Raw genomic sequence first — 21,099 nt, forward strand, 5'->3', positions numbered from 1 at the left:
AAATCATCATGGCAGCAGCCTATTTGCATGGTGTTGAAACAATTCGTATTGATGGTGGCAGCAGCCCTGTCTATACCGTAGACGGGGCAATTACTGCAATTGTCGGTACCGGTATGTCTGGTCCGGTTAATGAGTTAACTGTATGTCAGACTGTTAAAGATTTCAGTCGGTTTGGTTTGCTGACTGGTGCAGGTTTCACTTTACCTGATGCGGCCAATATCTGGACTCGTTATCAGTCTGGTGTTGCTTATGTAGTGAATGTACTGGATCCGGATAAACATAAAACGGTCGTTGATTCTGAGTTACTGATTATTGACGGTGATACGCTGACTGCAAAAACAGCACATCCGGCTGTACAGGCAGGTTATACAGTTCTAGCTGGTAATCAGACATTATCAGAGGGTACTGACTATGCTTTGAATAATGAAACAGGTGAGCTGACTTTTGTTCAAATGCGTTCAGATGTATCTATTAGTTATACTTATCTTGATCCAAGTAAGGTAACTTCAAAGGATATTATCGGCGGTTACGAGGCAGCTACCGGTAAACGCAAAGGGATGGAACTGCTTACGGAAGGTTTTACCCGGCTGGGAGCAGATGCAAAAATTATTATTGTGCCTCAGTTTGATGCGGAAGCGACTGTGGCGGCAGCTATGGTTACTCTGGCTGATAAGCTTGAAGCTATTGCCTATATTGCTGCACCGAAAGGAACAACGCTTACTCAGGCTGTTCAGGGGCGCGGTTCACTCGGTAATATTAATTTTCAGACGTCTTCGGATCGGGCGCAATTATTTTATCCCTATGTTACCGGTACCAGTGGTGAGCTGGAAAGTCTGGCTACTCATGCGGCCGGTTTACGGATGCGAACTGATGTTGAACAGGGTTATTGGTTCAGTATTTCCAATCGTGAACTGTCCGGTGTAACGGGTATGGAGGTTTCGCTGACTGCACGTATTGATGATCCGCAGGCAGAAACCAATCGTCTGAATGAAAAGGGTATCACGACGGTATTTAATAGTTATGGTACTGGTTTCCGTTTATGGGGTAACCGTCTGGCCTGTTTCCCGGCAGTAACACATATTAAAAACTTTGAAACTGCACAGCGTACTGGTGATTTGATTAATGAATCAATTCGCCGTGCTCAGTTACAGTATATTGATTTGCCGATTGATGATGCGCTGATTGACAGCCTTCTGGGTACAGTGCGCACCTATCTGGGTACGCTGAAGAGTATTGTTGGTTTTAGTGTTAGCTTGGATTATGACTATGATCTGGCTGATGCTTTCAGTAAAGGGCAGGTACCAATTAAGTATGACTATACGCCTAAACTGCCTGCAGAACGTATCACTAATACCAGTGTGATGACCCGTACTTATCTGGCTAATTTGATTAGTAACCAGTCTGCCGCTTAGGAAAGAGTTATGACAGAATTTAATGCAATTTATAATGCCAATGTTTATGTTAATGGTAATAGTCAGTTAGGCCGTGCCAGTCAGTTTAAATTACCGGATATTTCTGTTGGTCAGACAGAAACTAAAGGTCTGGGTCTGGTGGGCTCAGTAAAACTGCCTAGCGGGATTGAGGCACTGGAAGGGGAAATCACCTGGAATAGTTTCTATCCGGATGTGTTTACAAAAGTATATAACCCTTTCAAAGCTTGTCAGTTAATGGTTCGTGCCAATGTGCAGGCATTTAATGCTTCTGGACTTGCAGCTGAGGCTCCGATGGTCGTGACTGTAATGGCAACTTTCAGCAAAAATCCGTTGGGAACTTATAAACCGAAAGAAAAAGCTGAATTCGCCAGCACTTTTCAGGCTACCGAAATTCATCAGACAGTAGCTGGTCGTGAAGTGTTGTATTACAACGCATTTACCAATCAGTACCGGGTAAATGGTGTGGATATGTTGGCGCAGATGCGTGCAAATATTGGTATGTAATTTTTATTTGTATTGATGTATTTGAATGCTCACTCTGATTACTGGAGTGAGCTTTTTTATGGTTGAAGTATTTTTATATGCTGAATTGATTCAGTAATTATTGATTAGTCGAGGAATAAATATGGCACAAACTGAAGCGCAAAATCTGCAAGAACAATTGGGTACAGGCAAAGTAATTAAACTGGCGGAACCACTGCAAACACCAAGTGGTGCGATAACGGAGCTGACATTGCGCCGGGTACGGGTTAAAGATTTTAAACGTGCTGCAGAACAGTATCCTGATAATGCAGTATTACAGGAAGCTCAGTGTCTGGCTATGGCATCTGGTCTGCAAAGTGAAGATTTTGATGAGTTGTCATGGGAGGACTACACGCAGGTGCGTCAGTTTTGTCTGGGTACTCACTGATTGGGATAGTTTTTATCAGGCAGCTGCGGATTTAGCGTGGTGGTTTGGTTTTTCTCCGGCAGATATTGATGAAATGTCTCTAGAGGAAATTTTGCAATGGCAGCAACAGGCTAACCGGCAGATTAAAGCCAAATACAGCAAACTATAACTGGTTGCTGTCTGAAGTAACTGTGCTGTTAACTTGTTGTAAGCTTATAAGCGTGGTTATGAAGTGATAATAAGTTGACAGTCACAGTAATCGAAACAACAAATAATATAAATAAGTAGATTCCAATACAGTTAGGTAATTGGAGAAAAATATATTGGTGCCGTTATGGATAATGGATTCGTTTCTGATTTTGGTGAGGTGCACCGTTCTGTAAAGGCTTTTGGCTTTGCTATCAGTACAGCGACCCGGCATGTTGAGGAGATGGGAAAAGCTTTACAAGGTTTACATGGACAAATTCGCTCTATTGATAGTTTTTCAGCAGCGACGGCTAAAGCGGGTAATGCTCAGGATAAATTAACTCAGGCAATTGAAAGACAAAATAAGGTTCTGGAGCAACGCACTAAAATCGGTAGTGAATTAAGCAAAACTAAGAGCACGCTGCAAGCTTTGATGAAACCAGTTGAAAAGTCTGTAAAAATTTATATGGAGCGCGAAACATCTGAAACCGGGCTGAAGCAGGCTATGATGCAAAATGATAGCAGATTAGGCGGATTTGATCAGATTAATGCCCGAACAGCACAGCTAAGCCTTGAGCAGCGGGGAAATAAAAATGATTTTACCAGTCTTGCCACTAATATGAAGATGGCTAATATGTCTGATGATTCGCTACTTCAGGGAGGTATGAAGTCAATAGCCAGTTTTAATGCATTATTCGGTAAAAAAATTGAGGATATTTCTGTTGCCAATGGGCTGATGCAAACTTATAAGCTGAAAGATACTGAATTATCAGCCGGTCTGGATGCTGTACAGAAAATGGCTTATTCGACCGGAATGAGTTTGGAAGATATAGAAAAATTTCAAAGTGCTATGGCCTCTCCTCTGCAAAGGCTTCATCTGACCGGTTTACAGAACCAGCAAAAAATATATGCTTTAGAAGGTATGGCAATACAAGGCGGTATCAGTAAAGCTGTGGCCGCAGATGGGATGGAAGAATTTCTGAATAGGCTGGCTCAGGGGCCTAAAGCTATGCATCTGGCTACGTCAGCTATGAATGCGGAAATGCGCCAGATGATGCAGAAATCCGGTGTAAAGTTTGATTTATTTAATAAAGACGGTTCACTTAAAGACATGCGTGTGGTTATTAGTGAGCTGGAAACGAACTTTAAAGCTGTTAAAACTAAGTATGGTGAACGCGCTGCACTGAATATGATGGATGCTGTGTTTGGCGGGAAGGGCGGACAAGTTGCTTCAGCCGCTGCTAAAGGTGGTCATTCCGGTTATCAGGCCATGCAAACTAAAATAAATCAGCAGCCTTCTCTTGATCAGCGAGCAGAGCTGCAGACAAATACGCTGGCTGTCAGTATGGAAAATCTGCAAAATTCGGTTGCTGAAGTCGGGAATGCTTTTGGTGCTATTCTTGCACCGGAGATTAATACTTTCGCTCAGGTGGCTAAAGATGTGCTGCTTAATACTGTATTGCCTTTTATTCAGAAACATCCGACGCTGATTAAATCTGTAGTGGCTTTTGGTATTGGAATGGCAGGCTTACGGATGGTATTACTGACTGTTCGTTATGCGATTACTATGGTTACCGGTCCGCTGGCTGTTCTGCGTACTATTTTTGCCCGTTTTCAGGTGGCACGTGAGCTTAAGCAAAGTGGTTCTGTATTTAAGCGTCTTCGAACTGCAATTTCCTCAGTAGGAAAATCTGCAGGTTCATTGCGTCAGAAACTGATGTCTTTTGGCAGTAAGCTGTCCGGCATTGGAAAAAAGTTTGCTGTTTTTAGTAAAGGTCGTGCTGCATTAGGTTTATTGAAAAAAGCATTTGGTGCAATTGGTCGTGCAGCAATGGCTCCCATCAAAAAAATTGTGCAGTCTTTTGGTCTGATTTCTAAGGCGGTGAAACCTCTGTTTTCGGTTTTTTCGAATTTAGGGAAGGGGTTTAGTGTTTTAGGTAAAGGCAGGTTTGTACTTAATTTGCTGCGTCAGGGAATTATGGCAGTAGGCCGAGCCTTCTTGATGTCACCGATAGGCTGGGTTGCGCTGGCAATTGGTGTGGCCGCCTTATTGATTTATAAATATTGGCAGCCAATCAAGAAATTCTTTATTGGTTTATGGGATACGGTTAAGACCAAATTTGAAGCCGGTATGAATTTTTTCAGAGAATTACCTGCTAAATTCAGTGAATTCGGGCGCAATATTATTGATAGTCTGGTCCGAAGCTTTACTGAAGGTATCAGTAAAGCTGTTAATGCTGTAGGTGAGTTTGCCAGTAAAATTATTAATAAGGCTAAATCAGTATTGGGTATTAATTCCCCCAGCCGGGTATTTAAAAGTATAGGCAGCTCGCTGATGGAGGGAATGCATCTGGGAGTTGATCTTGGGGCGGATAAACCTGTTTCGGCGATAGGTCAGGTAGCTGAGCGTTTACAGCAGAAATTTAAAGCCGGTTCCGGAAAGCTGACTGCACAGTTAAATGAAAAAATGCAGCTAAATGCAGCAGAGTTTGCACAGAAGCGTTATCCGGCCGGACATGATTCAAGTGCTGTAACCATTAATTTTAATCCAACAATTCAGGTTAATGGTAATGCTGACCGTTCAGTCATTCAGCAGGCGCTTGCACTGAGCCAGCGTGAATTTGAACATATGTACCGGCGCATGATGCAGGCAAAAGAGTTGAGGAGTTACTGATGTATGCAATGCTAGGGGATATTCGCTTTGAAGTGCTGGATAGTTTCACCAGTTATGAAGAAACGCACAGTGCTGTTTTTGCCAAACATGATGTATTGGCCGGGCGACCGCGCCTGCAGGCTACCGGTAATGATTTGACTACGATACGTTTTGGTATGCTGCTGCATTGGAAACTGGCTAATCCGGATAATGCCTATAATGCGCTGATTAGTGCTAAAGAAGCGCAGCAGGCGCTGGCACTGGTGTTCGGTTCCGGGCGGTTTGCGGGCTGGTTTGTGATACAGCAATTAAGCAGTACAACTTTGATCCAGGATGCTAAAGGGCGTACGGCGGCGCGCGAAATTAGTGTTGAATTGCTTGAATTTGTTGGTGATCCGAATAATCCGTTACCAACACCGGGAATCATGACCGGACAGAATCCGTTGCTTGCTCTTTTACCGGAGTCGGTTAAAGGCGCGGTTAATAAAGTTTCCGCAGCGGTTCAGACTGGTGTGCGTATTTATCATTCTGTTGAACAGAATATTACTGATATTCAGAACCTGATTACGCGCGCGCGTACTGTTCAGCATAATACTGCGGGCTGGATGGGGTTGATTGCAGATGTATTGTCTATAGGTGGTCAGACTCTGGATAAACTGAATACTTTACCTGAGATTGGTGAATGGTTCGGAAATCTGGCCGGAGCAGCAGATTTTCTGTCTTACACAGGTCAGGCAGCCTGTCAGCTGCAAACATGTATTAATTTAATACAAACCGGTTACGATAGCGGAGAGTGGGGCGACTGGCTGAATACCAGTGAACAAGTGTTAGCAACGGTAGAAGACAGTATTGGAAATGCAACTGCAGGTACCCAGTCATTGACGGCATGGCTGGCTGCAAGAAAAGATGAGGTCTGATTATGGTTGATTCAGTCTTGCAATATCAGACCAGTGAAGGGGATCGCTGGGATTTGATTGCACATAAATACTATGGTGATGCCACGATGATTGACAGGCTGATTGCGGCCAACCCGCATTTAGCGCTGGCTGAACAGTTTACGGCAAATCTGACTGTACTGATTCCGGTTATCCGGTCTGATACTCATGCTGCTCAAGAGGATATGCCACCATGGATGCGGTAAATATGCTAAAAGGATTATCAGGCTTAAGCAAAACACATCCGGTTACTATGCCGGATTTCACTATCGAATACGAAAAAAAAGACATTACATTAGCAATTAAGCCTTATCTTATCAGCATTAGTTATACGGATTATCTGGGGGAGCAATCAGATGAGCTTTCTGTGTCGTTTGAAGATACAGATGGCAGATGGTTGCGTAACTGGTATCCTGAACAGGGTGATTTGCTGTCGTTTTCTCTGGGTGATCAGTTTACCGGTCTGGTGAATCTTGGTAGTTTTGAGATTGCGGATATCGATTATGCATTTAAACCAAATGTGATTACTCTGAAAGCGCTTTCAACTGGCATTACTTCGGCCAGCCGGACTTTACAGCCTAAGGCGTATGAAAAAACCACTCTGGAAAAAATTGTACAGACAGTAGCCGCACGATTACAACTGGTGGTTAAAAATCCGATTGCCAAGCTGGAAATTGAACGTATCACACAGTATCAGGAAAGTGATGTTGAATTTCTGGCGCGACTAGCAAAACAGTTTGGCTATACTTTTAAAATTGTTGATAAGACTCTGGCTTTTATTGCCAATACGGAATTAACTGCACAGGAACCGGTACTGGTGTTGCTGCCAGAAGATATTGAGTCAGCCAGTTTTCGCGATCAGATCAAAGGCGTTCCTAATGAAGTGGTTGCTTCAGGCTACGACCCTAAGGCTAAACAAGTACGTACGGTTAAGCGTAAAGGACAGCCGTTACGCCCGCAAAGTAAACAGGGTGCAAGCGGTGACCAGCTGAAAATTGTGGCTAATAAAGGGGAATCACAGCAGCAATTAGCTGCACGTGCAGATGCTGCATTGGCCGATGCACGCAAGTGTCAGGTAACCGGCACTCTGGATCTTTTTGGTAATGTCAAGCTGGTAGCCGGTCAGATTATTCGTCTGAGCGGTTATGGCAAAATGTCGGGAAATTACCAGATTAAGCAGGCAAGCCATAATTTGGGCCGCAGTTCAGGTTATGTAACGTCTCTGGAAATAAATATGATTGAATATATTGCTGATAACGCAGATGGTGATAAACATGCAGAAACTGTATGAATTCGGTGCGACTTTACAGTTTGGTATTATTGAATCCATAGATGCCGGACGGCATATGCTTAAAGTCAGTTTACCGGCATTAGAAAATATTCAGACTGACTGGCTGCCAATGCTGACTGCTGCTGCAGGCGGAAACAGTTTTTATTCACTGCCTGACAGAGGGGAGCTAGTCGCCTGTATTCTGGATGCACGGGGAGAAAATGGTGTGGTTTTGGGAGCCTTATACAATCAGGCTGATAGCACACCGGTAAATAATAATAATGTCTGGATGAAAAAATTCAGTAATGGTACGGTGATCAGCCATAATCGCAATAGTGGTGAAGTATGTGTTCAGACTGGTGGAGCAGTAATTGTAGAAGCAGATACGGTACTGGTTAAAGCAGGTGATATTACTCTTGATGCACCTACTACTACTGCTACCGGCAGCTTACTGGTACAGGGGCAACTGACCTATCAGGGCGGAATGGCCGGTTCCGGCGGTGGTGGTACGGCAGCCTCAATAACCGGCACAATTAAGGTTGAAAACGGAGATGTGGTAGCCGATGGTAAAAGTCTTAAGAGTCATACTCATCCTGATCTGACTTCAGGTGGAAATACGGGCAAACCAAACTGATAATCAGCGAAACGCTCTGCTAATTCTTATTTTTTATATCCCTGTTCATTCTGACAGGGATTTTTTATTTTTGGAAAACCGCTATGACCATAACACCGCTTACCCGCCACTGGCAGCTAGCGCCACTGGATAGTGGCTGCGATATTGTTACCGGTATTGATGATATTAATCAATGTATTTTGAATATTTTAATAACCCGTAAAGGGACAGATGTAACCCGGCCGACTTTTGGTTCAGACCATCTGGACTATCTGGATACACCAGAAGATGTCTTTATTCCGGGAGTAACGCGTGAGGTGATTCTCGCTATTCAAACCTGGGAAAAGCGTGTGGTAGTGGAGCAAGTCTCTTTTACTGGTCACGCACCTGAACTGACGATAACTGTTCATTGGCGGATCGCAGAAGAGGTAGCCGGTGAAATTTATCAAACAAATATTGGGTTGGTACAAAAATGACAGATTTAACTAAGCTTTCACGAACAGATGTAAAAATAGTTGAGGACGATCTGGCAACGATTCTGGCCGATACCATAAATGATTATCAGAATCGTACCGGCAAAACACTACAGCCGGCGCATATTGAACGCTTACTGATTAATACTTACGCCTATCGTGAAGCATTAACACGTCAACAGGTAAATGAGGCTTACAGGCAGCAGCATGTTCGTTTTGCTACCGGCCTGATGCTGGATTTATGTGGTGATGATGTTAACACTCCGCGATTACAGGCCCAGCCGGCACAAACAACACTTCGCTTTCAGGCTGTACTAAAAGGTAAAGAGCAGATTGTGATCCCGAAAGAAACCAGAGTTACAGTGGACTCGCTGATATTTACTACTACAGTAGCAGGTATGCTTACCGCAACCACTCCCAGCATTGAGCTCAATGCTGTCTGTCAGGCAACGGGAATCATAGGAAATGGCTGGTCACCAGGCCAGATAAACACTTTAGCTGATCATTTGACCGATATTACTGAAATTAAGGTCAGCAATGTCACGACATCAAGTGGCGGAGTAGATGTTGAAAGCGATGATGCTTATCGGGTACGTATTCTGCTTGCTCCTGAATCATTTTCAGTTGCCGGACCTGTAGGAGCCTATGAATATTTTGCCAGACAGGTAAGTCAGGACATCATTGATGTCTATGTAAGCAATGATACTGATAAACAAGGTAAACCCTTGGGGGGTGTTGTTGCAGTGAATTTGCTTACAAAAACCGGCTTGCCTTCAGCAGAACTAGTTAATCAGGTTCAGTCAGCTTTGTCTGATGAGCGGGTACGCCCACTATGTGATCAGGTAATTGTACGGGCTCCTAAAACTTTTACTTATCAGGTAAATGCAATATTAACTTTGTATATAGGAACTGACGCACGAGCTGTACTTGCAGCAGCCCGAACTGCCTGGCAGCAATATCAGATTAGTCAGGAGCAACGACTCGGAGTAGATGTAGTCCCTTTAGTTATACAGTCATTATTAAAAGTTAATGGTGTTTATAACGTTGCCACACCGGATTTAGCGTTGACTAAGATTGCTGCTGATACATGGGCACACTGTACTGATCTGACCCTGAGCATAGCAGAGGAGGCAGTGGATGGCTAGGCTGACATATGCAGAAGTGATTGAGCGTGATCAGCGTATGCGGGCACTGGCTGCTCTGGGATTACGTCTTGATTTGGTGTCTACACCACAGCTTATGCCTCGGCTAGTAGAACTGGTATTGACCGATCATCTTGAACTTCTGGCTGAAAGCCATTGTATTCTCGGAGTAAACGGATACTGGCTGGCAGAAAGCGATCAAGCTAAAAGGCAATTGATTAAAGGTGCATACGAGCTTCACCGTAACAAGGGAACACCCTGGTCGTTACGGGAGATTGTCCGCCGCCTTGGCTTTGGTGAAATAACGATTATTGAAGGGCTCAATCACCAGAGGCACAACGGTAATATTCAGCGCGATGGTATCTATGTACACGGACATAATAGTTACTGGGCGCATTACCGTATTTTACTGAATCACCCGATTACCAATCAACAGGCAGCTTTATTACGTCAAACTCTGGCTGCTTTTGCTCCGGCACGCTGTGTGCTTTCCAGTCTCGATTATACTGCTGTACCACTACAGCATAACGGAAAGGCACAGCGGGATGGCTCATTTAACAAAGGAACTGCTTAATGGCAAATTTAAAAGAATCTTCGTTCTGGGAAGAAGGTATTTATCAATGGGAAACATCCGATCCGGTATTGGGTGGTGAAAATGGTATCGATAATGTACCGACACGACAGTTAGCCAATCGAACCAAATGGCTCAAAGACAATAAACTGGATAAATCAGCTACAGCTGCCAGCGCAGATTTGGCCAAAAAAGCACAGGTAGCTGACAAACTTAGCAAAGCCAGAAATGTGGGTGGGGTCGCATTTGATGGTTCAGCAGATATTGATTTACCCGGAGTAAATAAGCCCGGAAATCAGAATACTTCCGGAAATGCGGCTACAGCCTCGTATGCAGCTCAGATAGCAGCCAGAAAAATTGGTGGTGTTATATTTAATGCCAAAACAGATATAAATTTACCGGGTGTCAATATTAAGGGTAATCAGGATACATCGGGTAATGCTGCTACTGCTACCAGATTACAAACAATATGTACAATAAATGGTGTGCCATTTGATGGTAGTGCAGATATTAATGCCACGCCAGCTGGAGCTGTTCAGTTTTTCGCCATGGAAACAGCACCTGTTGGCTGGCTAAAAGCTAATGGAACTGCATTGTCTCGAACGGTATATGCAAATTTATTTGCTGCCATTGGAACGATATTTGGAGCAGGTGATGGTAAAACGACGTTTAATTTGCCTGATTTAAGAGGTTATTTTCTTAGGGCATGGGATGATGGAAACAATATTGATTCTGAAAGAGTATTTGGTAGTAAACAAAGTGATGCAATCAGAAATATTACAGGCATCTGTAGTGGAGCCGGAGGTGTAAGTTTTGATACACTTACTGGCGCTTTCTACGATGTAGGCACTCGTTATTCAGCAAACACTAATTTGATGGACAAAAATAACAAGACTGATGATTTTGGTTTTGATGCTAGTAGAGTAGTACCTACCGCAAACGAAAATCGTCCAAAAAATATCGCATTATTAGCCTGCATTAAAATTTAAGGAATGAAAATGGAAATACAAGCAAAAACTATTCCTGTATGCCAGTTAGACGAAAATAATTATTTTGTTGGAATAACTATCGCTGACTTAGACCCTCTGGCAAATAATGGTCATTATTTAATTCCCGCATTATGTATTCAGACTGAACAGCCGGAATTCAAACATGGATTTGTTGCTCAATGGACGGGTAAAACATGGAAGTATATTGAAGATCATCGCGGAGAAACCGTTTATAGTAAGAAAACCGGAGAAATGGTGGTAATCAATGAATTGGGCGTATTGCCAGCTACTGTAACTACAATACCTTGTCCTGATATTTACCATCAATGGTCTGATAAAACAAATAGCTGGATAGAAAAAGCCGATGCTGAACAGTTACGCTTGCAGGATAAACGTAACAATGCCGGTTCATTATCCCGCACACAAATGCTTTCTCAATTGGAAATCACTCTGGGGAAAAATAAAGAAGCATTAGTGAAAGATGCAGAAGATGTGTTAAAGGGAATTGATTTAATCAAGATTCGCAATTACATTCTGGAAACTCAGTTTTTTGCTTTAAACGATGATAACTGGTGGAAATATTTAACTGATGTTTTGCAACTGGGTGAAAAGCAAATATTTGATATATGGCATGAAGCCAGTAATATTTAATTGAATTATTTTTAATAATTTAATCTATAGCTTTGTAATAAGTTCATAGTTATTAATAGCTACGAAATATTATCAAATTTATTAAATAAATTGTTTTTTTGTTATTTTAATAATTAATTAATAATTCTATTAATACTTACTAATTTTCAATTATTACAGAATATTGATTGTTGGCGGAATGAATAACCACAATCAATATCCTGTATTTCTTTTTATCTGATACCAATTTGTTCAAACTTTAAATTTATAAAATAAATTATTTTGATATTTAGGTATCCGATTTGTCTTTATTATGTTTATATAATATTGATTGCTTAAAATTAATATCATTTAGTCATTTTCTTTTTGTTTTTCCGGAGATTCTTATCAGCGGCGCGCCAGCACTGCTGTAGACAGATAATCCTTAATTCCGCTGCTAATTGAGTTTGCAACTTTTTTTCTGAAATCGCTGTTAGATAGTAAGCGTTCTTCAGTCGGATTGGAAATAAAAGCTGTTTCAACCAGAATTGATGGGATATCCGGTGCTTTCAGGACGGCAAAATTTGCCTGGTCGACACTGCCTTTATGCAGGTTGTTGATTTTGGCCAGTTGATTCAGTACGTCTTTACCGAGTTTCAGACTATCATTGATGGTAGCTGTCTGAGTCAGATCAAATAGTGTGTTGTTGACATTTTTATCAGTTGAATAGTTTACCCCGCCAATCGAATCAGCTGCATTCTGGGTTTGTGCCAGATATTTGGCTGCTGCACTGGTGGCGCCTTTAGGATTAAGTGCATACACACCAGTACCTTTTGCCGACGGATTGGTAAATGCATCTGCATGAATGGAAACAAAAACATCTGCTCTGAGTTTACGCGCTTTGGCTACGCGTACACCCAATGGGATAAAAATATCTTCGTTTCGGGTCATATAAGTTTTATAACCATACGAATCCAATATTTTTTTTACTTCACGCCCTATGGCGAGTACTACATCTTTTTCACGCAGACCGGAAGGACCTGTGGCTCCGGGATCTTCACCACCATGTCCGGGATCAATCATGATTACAGGCTGACGATTCAGTTTATTTGGCGTACCTGATGGTTGAGGAGGCTGCTGAGTTACTGGAGGTTTATTTTCAGGCAGTTTTTTTACCGGAGGTGTGGAGGCTGTAGCCTGAGGACGAGTAGTGCCGTCACTATTTACTTTACCGTGACTGTAATCCTGTAATAGAGCCATTAACGGATCGTTTTTTTCCTGTTCCATGGCTACGGTGGCGGTAGGATATAAATCCACTACCAGTCTGTTTTTAAAGTTGGCAACCGGAGCAAGCGAAAATACCTGAGGGTTAACGGTGGTTTTCAAATCCATCACGATACGGATAGTTTCAGGATTAAATTGTCCGACGCGGACACTGGCAATATAGGGATCCATTGGGAGAACTTTATTGCTCAGTTCACGTAAAAACTGATTGGTGGCTGACCCCTGAATATCAATAACCAGACGGTCAGGATTCTTTAGCTGAAAATATTTAAACTGGATGGGTGTTGTGGATTCTAATGTCATCCTGGTATAGGCTGTGGCCGGCCAGATGCGTGAAGCCACAATATCAGCCCCTGTCTGGGCTGCGCGTGCAAATGGAGTCAGGCTGATTAAAAGCGTGCCGGTAGATGCAATTAATAATTTCCGGCGGCTGATGTGGTTGGACATAGTTTATTCTGTAATTTTATTTAATGTTTTTGTTCCGTTTGTAGTAACGGCATTTATCTGTACTGTGCGGCCACTACCATTGATGGTGATGTTCAGGATAATGTCTGCCGGAGGTGCCAAATCACCGCCGAGCTGTGGCCATTCAATCAAAATAATGCTGTCTGCTGTAATCAGTTCATCAAGCCCTGCATCCAGCCATTCTTCCGGATTTTGAAAACGGTATAAATCAAAATGATGCAGGTTAAAGCTTTTAAACGGGTAGGTTTCAACTATATTGTAGGTTGGGCTTTTAACTGCACCGTTGTAACCAAGAGCGTTGAGTAAGCCTCTGGTAAAGGTTGTTTTGCCCGCACCCAGATCACCTTCCAGCCAGATAATCAGAGGAGGGCTGATAAGCTGTGCAAAACGTTCGCCCAGTTTCAGGGTATCGTTTTCATCAGCCAGAAAAATTTCACGGACTTCAGTGGCAGACATGGTGTTTTTAATTAATCAAAACGGGGTTATTATGCGATAAAGTTTGTAATAACGAAAGTAATAAAATTCAGTCTGTCTGTCTTGTTTCCGGATTCAGGCTTCTTTTATGTACATTTGTTGTGTACTGAGCTATGAGTATATTTCCGGGTCAATGCTATAATCACAATAATGACTGATATTCGATTAATTCAGTTTATGCTGAACTGAGTTGTCATGGTCAATAATGAAGAGACAAATGACTGCAATACAACAACCTATAGGTGTATTTGATTCCGGGGTGGGCGGCCTGACAGTGGTTCGCGCATTGATGGAACGGCTCCCTAATGAAAATATTATTTATTTTGGTGATACGGCGCGTGTTCCGTATGGTATGAAATCCAGACATACAATTGAGGTTTATACTGAACAGATTGTATCTTTTCTGCTTGAGCATGATGTTAAGGCGCTGGTTGTGGCCTGTAATACTATAGCTGCGGTGGCAAGAGAAAAAGTAAGGCAGCTTGCAGGCACAATGCCGGTTCTGGATGTAATTGCCGCAGGTGCACAGGCTGCTCTGGAAACCACTCAGAATAATCACATTGGTGTAATAGCCACCAGTACTACTGTTAACAGTAATGCTTATGCCCGGGCGATTCATAATCAGAATGCACAAACGCGTGTTTTTTCACAGGCCTGTCCGTTGCTGGTGCCGCTGGTGGAAGAAGGATGGCTGGATCATGAAGTTACCCGCTTGACCGCACGTGAGTATCTGAAGCCGATTCTGGCAGAAGAAGTGGATACGCTGGTTTTGGGATGTACTCATTATCCGTTATTGAAGCCTTTAATCCGTCAGGAGGCTCCTGATCTGAAATTAGTTGATTCAGCGATTACGACTGCTGAAGCCACTGCATTGGCACTGGAACAGCATAATCTGATTAATCCTGATCATTCAGGTGCGCAATACCGGTTTTATGTCAGTGATATTCCGCTACGTTTCCAGACAATTGGTGAGCGATTTCTGGGGCGAAGTCTGGAGCAGCTGGAAATGGTTTCTTTGGGCTAGGTATTTTGGTTGACAGGTGAGAGATGAGCGCTAAAAAAAGAATTGTGATTCTGATTTCCGGTCGCGGCAGCAATATGCAGGCTCTTGCAGAAGCTGATATTGCGCAGGCAGAAATTGTGGCAGTAATCAGTAATCAGGCTGATGCAGCCGGTTTACTGTGGGCTGCGCAACACGGGCTGACAACAGAGGCAATCAGCCATCATGATTATCCAGGCCGTGAAGCATTTGATGCGGCATTGATAAAGCATATTGATGCTTATCAGCCTGATTTGGTGGTACTGGCTGGCTTTATGCGCATTTTAACACCTGAGTTTTGCAAACATTATACGGACAGGTTAATTAATATTCATCCGTCATTATTACCCGCTTTTACCGGACTGCATACTCATCAGCGTGCACTGGATAGTGGCTGCCGGGTTGCAGGCTGTACTATTCATTTTGTCACTGCCGAGCTGGATTGCGGTCCGATTATAGCCCAGGGTGTAGTACCTGTTCTGAACGGGGATACAGCCGATACTCTGGCACAGCGGGTATTAAAGATTGAGCATCAGCTTTTACCAAAAGCAGTGGCTGATTTTGTTGCTGGAAATCTGGTAGTTGAAGGTAACAGAGTTAAAAATCTTGCTGATGCTGTTACGGATAATGTGGCCTGCCTGAAAAACTGAGATGTTATGAGAAAAATATGAAGTTAAAAGTATATTCAGGTTTGTTGTTTGTCTGGATAAATTTGCTGTTTATACCTATGGCACAGGCAGCAGACCTGCCTAAGCAGGCACAATTGCAGTTTGTCGACAGTTATGGTTTGCCGGTAAATATGGATTTTGTGCAAAAGGATGGTCAGTATCAGATTAATACGCAAATTAATTTGATTTTTTACCAAATGCAGTTTGTTTCGTCCGGAATTGTAAAAGACTCAGTTTTAAATCCGCTTTCCTACACTGACAGCCGCTTTGGCAAACCATATGCTCAGGCACGTTTTTCTGGGCATGAGGTTGACTATGGTAAGGTTTCTGAAGCAGTTAAACATATGTCGGTGAACGGGCCGGTATATGATATGTTTGCTCTTGGCTGGCAGCTGGGCTTTAATCAAGGTAAATTGCCCGTAAATACTTATCTGACTAATGGTAAAAAAGTGTACCAACTGGATGCAGTTAACAGCCGTGGTAGTGATCAGCTGATGTTAAACGGACAGCAAATTGAGATTAGACAGTACAGTATCAGTCGTGGCGATGATGTAGTGGAATATGCATTCGCTCCCCAGCTTGAAAATATTCCGGTACGGATTAGCTATGTGGACAATGGTAAAGTATATACATTGCAACTGAAAGGCGGCCGGATTAACGGGAAGGTTTTTTAAGAAATTATGATAAATGCACAACAACTTGATTTAACTACTTCTGCGCTGGCACAGGTGTTAACATTCAGACAGCCTGCAGATGTTGTGCTCTCAGCTTTTTTCCGGCGTGAGCGCAAGCTGGGTATGCGTGACCGGCAGGAAATAGCTGAAACTGTGTTTGCTACTATCCGCCATTTGCAGAAAATCCAGAAGATGCTGCCAAAACCGCATCAAAAACCACGTCGGGCAGCTTTGGCTGCATTGGTTTTAGGGCAGGGAATAAGCGTACACGGTGTAGAATCACTTTGTGACACTGAAGAAAAGCAGTGGCTGATTGATGTTAAAGAGCAAAAGTCTGCTTTTGCTTCCGATCTGACAACAGCTGCTGAGCTGCCTCAATGGTTAATTGAGTGTTTGCAACAGCAGGGCTGGGATGATAATCAGATTGCTACTTACGGTCGCAGTGTTATGCAGCCGGCGCCGCTGGATGTACGGGTAAATACTCAGAAAGGCAAACGTGATAAGATTCTGTCTGCGTTACAGGCAGAAGGATTGCGTGCTGAAGCTACGCCTTTTTCGCCATGGGGAATCCGGCTATTTGATAAACCGGCTTTAAACAAGCATCCGCTGTTTTTAGACGGCGTGCTGGAAGTTCAGGATGAAGGCAGTCAGCTGCTGGCGTTGATAACAGGCGTTAAACGCGGTCAGATTGCTGTCGATTTTTGTGCCGGAGCCGGTGGTAAAACACTGGCGATGGGGGCAATGATGGCTGGCAGTGGCCGGCTGTATGCTTTTGATGTGGCTGAAAAACGTTTGGCTAATATGAAGCCGAGAATGGTTCGGGCAGGCCTCACTAATATTCATCCGCAGCGGATTGATAATGAGCATGATGCCCGTATTGCCAGATTAAAGCATAAGGCAGATTGTGTGCTAGTTGATGCGCCCTGTTCCGGCATGGGCACCTTGCGTCGTAATCCTGATTTAAAATATCGTCAGAGTAATGACAATATCCGGACGTTGCTCGAGCAGCAACAATCAATTTTACAGGCAGCTTCTGAACTGGTACGTCTGGGCGGAAGGCTTGTGTATGCAACTTGCAGTATTCTGGAAACGGAAAATCAGCAACAGTTAAATAATTTTCTGGCAGCCAATACTGGCTGGCATATAGAACCGGTGCAGACTTTGCTTAAAAGTAATGTCTTACCTGATATGCAGGGTGACTATCTGCAGTTGAACACCGGTGAACATCATACAGACGGTTTTTTTGCCGCTGTACTTACACGCATTAAATAAAGTGATATAAGAAGGAATGTACATGAGTACTCAGGAAAGAATTAAAACGCTTGTTACTGAACATCCGGTTGTGTTGTTCATGAAAGGCACTAAGCAGTTTCCACAGTGTGGTTTTTCATCCCGTGCTGTACAAATTTTGCAAGCTGCCGGTTTAAAAGAGTTCTATACTGTTAATGTGCTCGAAGATGAAGATATCCGTCAGGGTATCAAGGAATATGCAGACTGGCCGACAATTCCGCAATTGTATGTAAAAGGTGAATTTGTCGGTGGTTCTGACATTATGCTGGAGATGTACGAAGCAGGTGAATTGCAGACTTTGCTGGCGTCTGTCTGACAGAGTTTTGTTCGGAAATATTTTCCGGTAGCTGTTTTATTCAGGTTTTATAGCAATTATTTTTTGGAACTGGCTATGAATATAAATGTGATTGACCATCCTCTGGTGAAGCACAAGCTGTCATTAATGCGAGAAGAAGATTGCAGTACTTATCGTTTTCGTACGCTGACTAAAGAACTGGCACGCTTAATGGCTTATGAAGCCAGCCGTGATTTTGATATAGAAATTGTCAAAATGCAGGGCTGGTGTGGTGAGATTGATGCTTACCAAATTAAAGGCAAAACGGTTACTATTGTACCGATTCTGCGGGCAGGGCTGGGTATGCTGGATGGCGTACTGGACTTAATTCCTACAGCTAAAATCAGTGTAGTAGGTTTACAGCGCGATGAAGAAACGCTGGAACCGGTACCTTATTTTGAAAAATTTGTCAGTCAGATGGATAAACGCCCGGCATTGATCATTGATCCAATGCTGGCAACAGGCGGATCCATGAATGCAACTATTGAGTTACTTAAGAAAAAAGATTGCAAGGATATTAAGGCATTGGTTCTTGTGGCCGCTCCGGAGGGTGTAAAGGCTGTCAATGAAGCTCATCCTGATGTGACTATTTACGCGGCAGCTCTGGATGATCATCTGGATGATAATGGCTATATTATTCCAGGTCTGGGCGATGCTGGTGACAAGATTTTTGGTACCAAGCACTGGTAATTAAAATCCAGATTATTTCATGCAGTCTGATTGCTGAAAGAATCTGCTAGTAAAAAACACAGAATTTTTGTATGGAAGATTCTGTGTTTTTTATTATGCTGAATTAAATTCAGGTTTGTTTTAAAAAATGGATATGGGTATCAGATAAATATTCTAAATAGAATTGGCTGGTCGGATAAGAAATAAATTTTTGTTTATAAAATGATAAATCGAATATTTGCCGGTTAATTATAATCTGATGCAATCATTTTGTAAGATTTAAGATGGTTATTTGTTTTGTGCTTGCAGCTTATCTGGGCTGAATATCAGGTTTACAGCCAGTCCTGCTTTCTGTTCTGAATTTCGCAGACCAGAGTCTGCCAGACTGATACTGATGTGCCACTGATCACACAGGGTCTTAACGATTGCCAGCCCGAGACCGCTTCCGCTTTCATTGTTGCCCAAAATACGGTAAAACGGTTCAAATACTAGCTGGCGTTCAGTTTCAGAGATTCCCTGACCATTGTCTTCTATAAGTAAAATCGTTTTGTTATCTGTGGTTGCTCTAATGCCAATGCATATTTGCCCATCAACAGGAGTGTATTTGATGGCATTACTCAGTATATTTTTCAAAATAGTATATAAATCATTACTGCTGATTGGCAGAAAAACATCTTCGCTAATGTCGAAACTTAAATTCTGTTTTTTTTGTTCGGCCAGCGACAATAATTCGGCAATTAAATCACGCAGTAAGGGCATTAGTGCAGTTTTCTGATCATTGTTCGCTATCAGATGTTGCTGCTGATGCTGTGCTCTGGCCATAGATAATAACTGGATAAGCAGCTGTTCGGTTCTTGCAATACCTGCTTTGATTTGTTCAATAAGTTTGTGTTGTTCCTGAATAGTTAATTCCGGTTCATCAAAACGTGCTATTTGCAGGGTAAGTGCGGTAATTGGTGTACGTAATTCATGTGCTGCATGACTGATAAATTTTTTATCATGCTCCATCGCAGCCTGTAGCTGACTGAACAGGCGGTTAAGTGCGGTAATGAAAGGGCGGATTTCTGTCGGTACGTGCCTGGTATCCAAAGGTGATAAATCATTGGCGTTGCGTGCGGTTAATTCGCTACTCATTTCCTGCGTTGCCCGAAACAGGCGGCGAATCCAGATAGCTGTAAACAGCCATAGAATAGGCATTAAAATAAGAAATGGCCAGACTACACTTAATGCACTGTCTTTGGCTATATGATTTCGGTATGCTGTACGCTGAGCAACAATAATCCGCTCACGTTCACGGGTGAGCAGGTAAACCCGCCAATGACGAGCTACCGTAGTAAAGTTATGAAAACCATCAGGCAATTGCTGAAGATTCTGCACAGCATTATCATCTCCCATCAGAATATTGAGATAGGGTGAATCTAGTGTCTGTGCCAGCACGCGTGGTTTGGGCAGCGTTCTGGCGCTTTCAGGAAAATTGAGATCTTCCTGTGTATCTCTGCGCAGTATGGAACTGCGCGGATCAAGTAAATGGGCTATCTGCTCCAGCTGAGCATCTTGTAAATCCTGTGTTTCCCGAAAAGCAGTCTGATAGGCAAGAATGTCACCAATAATAGCGATTGAAGTTACTACTATTGTTAAAACCAGTAATAAGCGCCACTGTAGTGATGAGACTATCCGCGTCGGTCTACCAGCCATCCCAGTCCTCGTACATTTTTAATCACATTACTGCCCAGTTTTTTTCTAATTCCGTGAATAACTACTTCTACGGCATTGCTTTCTACTTCTTCATTCCAGCCGTAGAGCTTTTCTTCCAGTTCCTGTCGTGACAGTATCGTGCCGGGTTGGAGCAATAAACTGTACATCAAAGCATATTCTCGTGCTGACAGCCGGGTAACCTGTCCGTTGGCACTGACTTCACGAGTAGCAGGATTCAGGGTAATGGTGCCATTGCTTAGTATAGGAGTTGCATGTCCGCTGCGGCGGCGTAATAAAGCCCGGATACGCGCCAGTAATTCGGAGGGTGCAAAAGGTTTAATTACATAGTCATCGGCACCGCTGTCCAGACCATTAATGCGTTCTTCCACTGTGTCTCGTGCAGTAATCAGAATAACGGGTAAATCACAGTTTTTTGCACGCAAGTGGCGTAAAACACTTAGACCATCCTGTCCGGGTACACCAATATCCAGTAGGGCAATATCATAAATTTCTGGTTGCAATGCATTTTCAGCTGCAATACCGTCAGCAACACAATCAACGGCAAAACCGGCAGCATGCAGCATATCGCTTAATGCCTCTGCAATCATTTTGTCGTCTTCAAGAAGTAGAATTCGCATGAGTTAACATTTTTCCACATAGACTTGTAAACCAGTCTGTATTGTTTCAGACTGTGAGATATCTATGATAACAAAAACCGTTTCAGGATTCCTGAAACGGTTTTAT

General features: G+C 43.0%; 24 protein-coding genes. 20 read left to right on the plus strand and 4 right to left on the minus strand.

Annotation, left to right across the window (positions count from 1 at the left end):
- Nucleotides 1-8 precede the first annotated feature (8 nt).
- The 14 genes from H3V11_RS06770 (at nt 9) to H3V11_RS06835 (ending at nt 11,805) form a co-directional block, all read left to right on the plus strand.
- Nucleotides 9-1,412, plus strand: a complete 1,404-nt coding sequence (locus tag H3V11_RS06770; RefSeq protein ID WP_198223947.1) for a phage tail sheath subtilisin-like domain-containing protein — start codon at nt 9-11, stop codon at nt 1,410-1,412.
- Nucleotides 1,413-1,421: 9 nt separating this feature from the next.
- Complete coding sequence (locus H3V11_RS06775; protein WP_037475438.1) at nt 1,422-1,937, plus strand: phage major tail tube protein; 516 nt, start codon at nt 1,422-1,424, stop codon at nt 1,935-1,937.
- A 121-nt stretch (nt 1,938-2,058) separates the two neighbouring features.
- Entirely contained in the window at nt 2,059-2,343 is a 285-nt protein-coding gene (locus H3V11_RS06780) for a phage tail assembly protein (protein ID WP_025330546.1), read from the plus strand.
- Nucleotides 2,285-2,491, plus strand: a complete 207-nt coding sequence (locus tag H3V11_RS11975) for a GpE family phage tail protein (protein ID WP_080690445.1) — start codon at nt 2,285-2,287, stop codon at nt 2,489-2,491. The genes H3V11_RS06780 and H3V11_RS11975 overlap by 59 nt, the downstream gene beginning before the upstream one ends.
- A gap of 165 nt (nt 2,492-2,656) precedes the next feature.
- Entirely contained in the window at nt 2,657-5,182 is a 2,526-nt protein-coding gene (locus tag H3V11_RS06790) for a phage tail tape measure protein (RefSeq protein ID WP_198223949.1), read from the plus strand.
- Complete coding sequence (locus H3V11_RS06795) at nt 5,182-6,078, plus strand: phage tail protein (protein WP_078474949.1); 897 nt, start codon at nt 5,182-5,184, stop codon at nt 6,076-6,078. The genes H3V11_RS06790 and H3V11_RS06795 overlap by 1 nt, the downstream gene beginning before the upstream one ends.
- A gap of 2 nt (nt 6,079-6,080) precedes the next feature.
- Nucleotides 6,081-6,302, plus strand: a complete 222-nt coding sequence (locus H3V11_RS06800; RefSeq protein WP_025330549.1) for a tail protein X — start codon at nt 6,081-6,083, stop codon at nt 6,300-6,302.
- Nucleotides 6,290-7,387, plus strand: a complete 1,098-nt coding sequence (locus H3V11_RS06805; RefSeq protein ID WP_198223951.1) for a phage late control D family protein — start codon at nt 6,290-6,292, stop codon at nt 7,385-7,387. The genes H3V11_RS06800 and H3V11_RS06805 overlap by 13 nt, the downstream gene beginning before the upstream one ends.
- Entirely contained in the window at nt 7,371-8,000 is a 630-nt protein-coding gene (locus H3V11_RS06810; protein ID WP_198223953.1) for a phage baseplate assembly protein V, read from the plus strand. The genes H3V11_RS06805 and H3V11_RS06810 overlap by 17 nt, the downstream gene beginning before the upstream one ends.
- An 83-nt stretch (nt 8,001-8,083) precedes the next feature.
- Nucleotides 8,084-8,455, plus strand: coding sequence for a GPW/gp25 family protein (locus tag H3V11_RS06815; protein ID WP_198223955.1), 372 nt, complete (start codon nt 8,084-8,086; stop codon nt 8,453-8,455).
- Nucleotides 8,452-9,597 (plus strand): baseplate J/gp47 family protein, encoded by a 1,146-nt coding sequence (locus tag H3V11_RS06820; RefSeq protein ID WP_198223957.1) that lies wholly within the window; start codon nt 8,452-8,454, stop codon nt 9,595-9,597. Before H3V11_RS06815 ends, H3V11_RS06820 begins: the two co-directional genes overlap by 4 nt.
- The gene (locus H3V11_RS06825; RefSeq protein WP_198223959.1) at nt 9,590-10,168 is read left to right on the plus strand and encodes a phage tail protein; all 579 of its coding nucleotides are present in this window, start codon (nt 9,590-9,592) and stop codon (nt 10,166-10,168) included. Before H3V11_RS06820 ends, H3V11_RS06825 begins: the two co-directional genes overlap by 8 nt.
- Nucleotides 10,168-11,154 carry a phage tail protein gene (locus H3V11_RS11875; RefSeq protein ID WP_232335781.1) on the plus strand — a complete coding sequence of 329 codons (987 nt, stop codon included), beginning with the start codon at nt 10,168-10,170 and terminating at the stop codon, nt 11,152-11,154. Before H3V11_RS06825 ends, H3V11_RS11875 begins: the two co-directional genes overlap by 1 nt.
- A 9-nt stretch (nt 11,155-11,163) precedes the next feature.
- Entirely contained in the window at nt 11,164-11,805 is a 642-nt protein-coding gene (locus H3V11_RS06835; RefSeq protein ID WP_198209420.1) for a hypothetical protein, read from the plus strand.
- 366 nt (nt 11,806-12,171) lie between these two features.
- Here the strand turns inward: H3V11_RS06835 and H3V11_RS06840 are convergent, their stop codons facing one another.
- Both H3V11_RS06840 and tsaE read right to left on the minus strand, forming a co-directional pair.
- Nucleotides 12,172-13,494 carry an N-acetylmuramoyl-L-alanine amidase gene (locus H3V11_RS06840; RefSeq protein WP_078474941.1) on the minus strand — a complete coding sequence of 441 codons (1,323 nt, stop codon included), beginning with the start codon at nt 13,492-13,494 and terminating at the stop codon, nt 12,172-12,174.
- 3 nt (nt 13,495-13,497) lie between these two features.
- Nucleotides 13,498-13,968 carry a tRNA (adenosine(37)-N6)-threonylcarbamoyltransferase complex ATPase subunit type 1 TsaE gene (tsaE, locus tag H3V11_RS06845; RefSeq protein WP_041879587.1) on the minus strand — a complete coding sequence of 157 codons (471 nt, stop codon included), beginning with the start codon at nt 13,966-13,968 and terminating at the stop codon, nt 13,498-13,500.
- A gap of 235 nt (nt 13,969-14,203) precedes the next feature.
- Here tsaE and murI point away from each other — a divergent pair, with 235 nt between their 5' ends.
- The 6 genes from murI to upp all read left to right on the plus strand — a co-directional run bounded on the left by murI (nt 14,204) and on the right by upp (nt 18,681).
- Nucleotides 14,204-15,010, plus strand: a complete 807-nt coding sequence (murI, locus tag H3V11_RS06850; protein ID WP_038648809.1) for a glutamate racemase — start codon at nt 14,204-14,206, stop codon at nt 15,008-15,010.
- Between the two features lie 23 nt (nt 15,011-15,033).
- Nucleotides 15,034-15,675 carry a phosphoribosylglycinamide formyltransferase gene (gene purN, locus H3V11_RS06855; RefSeq protein ID WP_198223961.1) on the plus strand — a complete coding sequence of 214 codons (642 nt, stop codon included), beginning with the start codon at nt 15,034-15,036 and terminating at the stop codon, nt 15,673-15,675.
- A gap of 17 nt (nt 15,676-15,692) precedes the next feature.
- The gene (locus H3V11_RS06860; RefSeq protein ID WP_198223963.1) at nt 15,693-16,367 is read left to right on the plus strand and encodes a DUF3108 domain-containing protein; all 675 of its coding nucleotides are present in this window, start codon (nt 15,693-15,695) and stop codon (nt 16,365-16,367) included.
- Nucleotides 16,368-16,376: 9 nt separating this feature from the next.
- On the plus strand, nt 16,377-17,639 hold the full coding sequence (locus H3V11_RS06865; RefSeq protein WP_198224290.1) for an RsmB/NOP family class I SAM-dependent RNA methyltransferase: 1,263 nt from the start codon (nt 16,377-16,379) through the stop codon (nt 17,637-17,639).
- 22 nt (nt 17,640-17,661) lie between these two features.
- Nucleotides 17,662-17,973 (plus strand): Grx4 family monothiol glutaredoxin, encoded by a 312-nt coding sequence (gene grxD / locus H3V11_RS06870; protein ID WP_025330563.1) that lies wholly within the window; start codon nt 17,662-17,664, stop codon nt 17,971-17,973.
- 75 nt (nt 17,974-18,048) lie between these two features.
- Entirely contained in the window at nt 18,049-18,681 is a 633-nt protein-coding gene (gene upp, locus H3V11_RS06875) for a uracil phosphoribosyltransferase (RefSeq protein WP_198223965.1), read from the plus strand.
- Nucleotides 18,682-18,948: 267 nt separating this feature from the next.
- Here upp and H3V11_RS06880 read toward each other — a convergent pair whose 3' ends face one another.
- Nucleotides 18,949-20,355 (minus strand): ATP-binding protein, encoded by a 1,407-nt coding sequence (locus H3V11_RS06880; RefSeq protein WP_198223967.1) that lies wholly within the window; start codon nt 20,353-20,355, stop codon nt 18,949-18,951.
- Nucleotides 20,331-20,993: a response regulator transcription factor gene (locus H3V11_RS06885; RefSeq protein WP_084547155.1), complete on the minus strand. Its 663-nt coding sequence runs from the start codon at nt 20,991-20,993 to the stop codon at nt 20,331-20,333. The genes H3V11_RS06880 and H3V11_RS06885 overlap by 25 nt, the downstream gene beginning before the upstream one ends.
- Nucleotides 20,994-21,099: the final 106 nt, after the last annotated feature.

Source organism: Snodgrassella sp. W8158, assembly GCF_016100435.1.
Lineage (GTDB): Bacteria > Pseudomonadota > Gammaproteobacteria > Burkholderiales > Neisseriaceae > Snodgrassella > Snodgrassella alvi.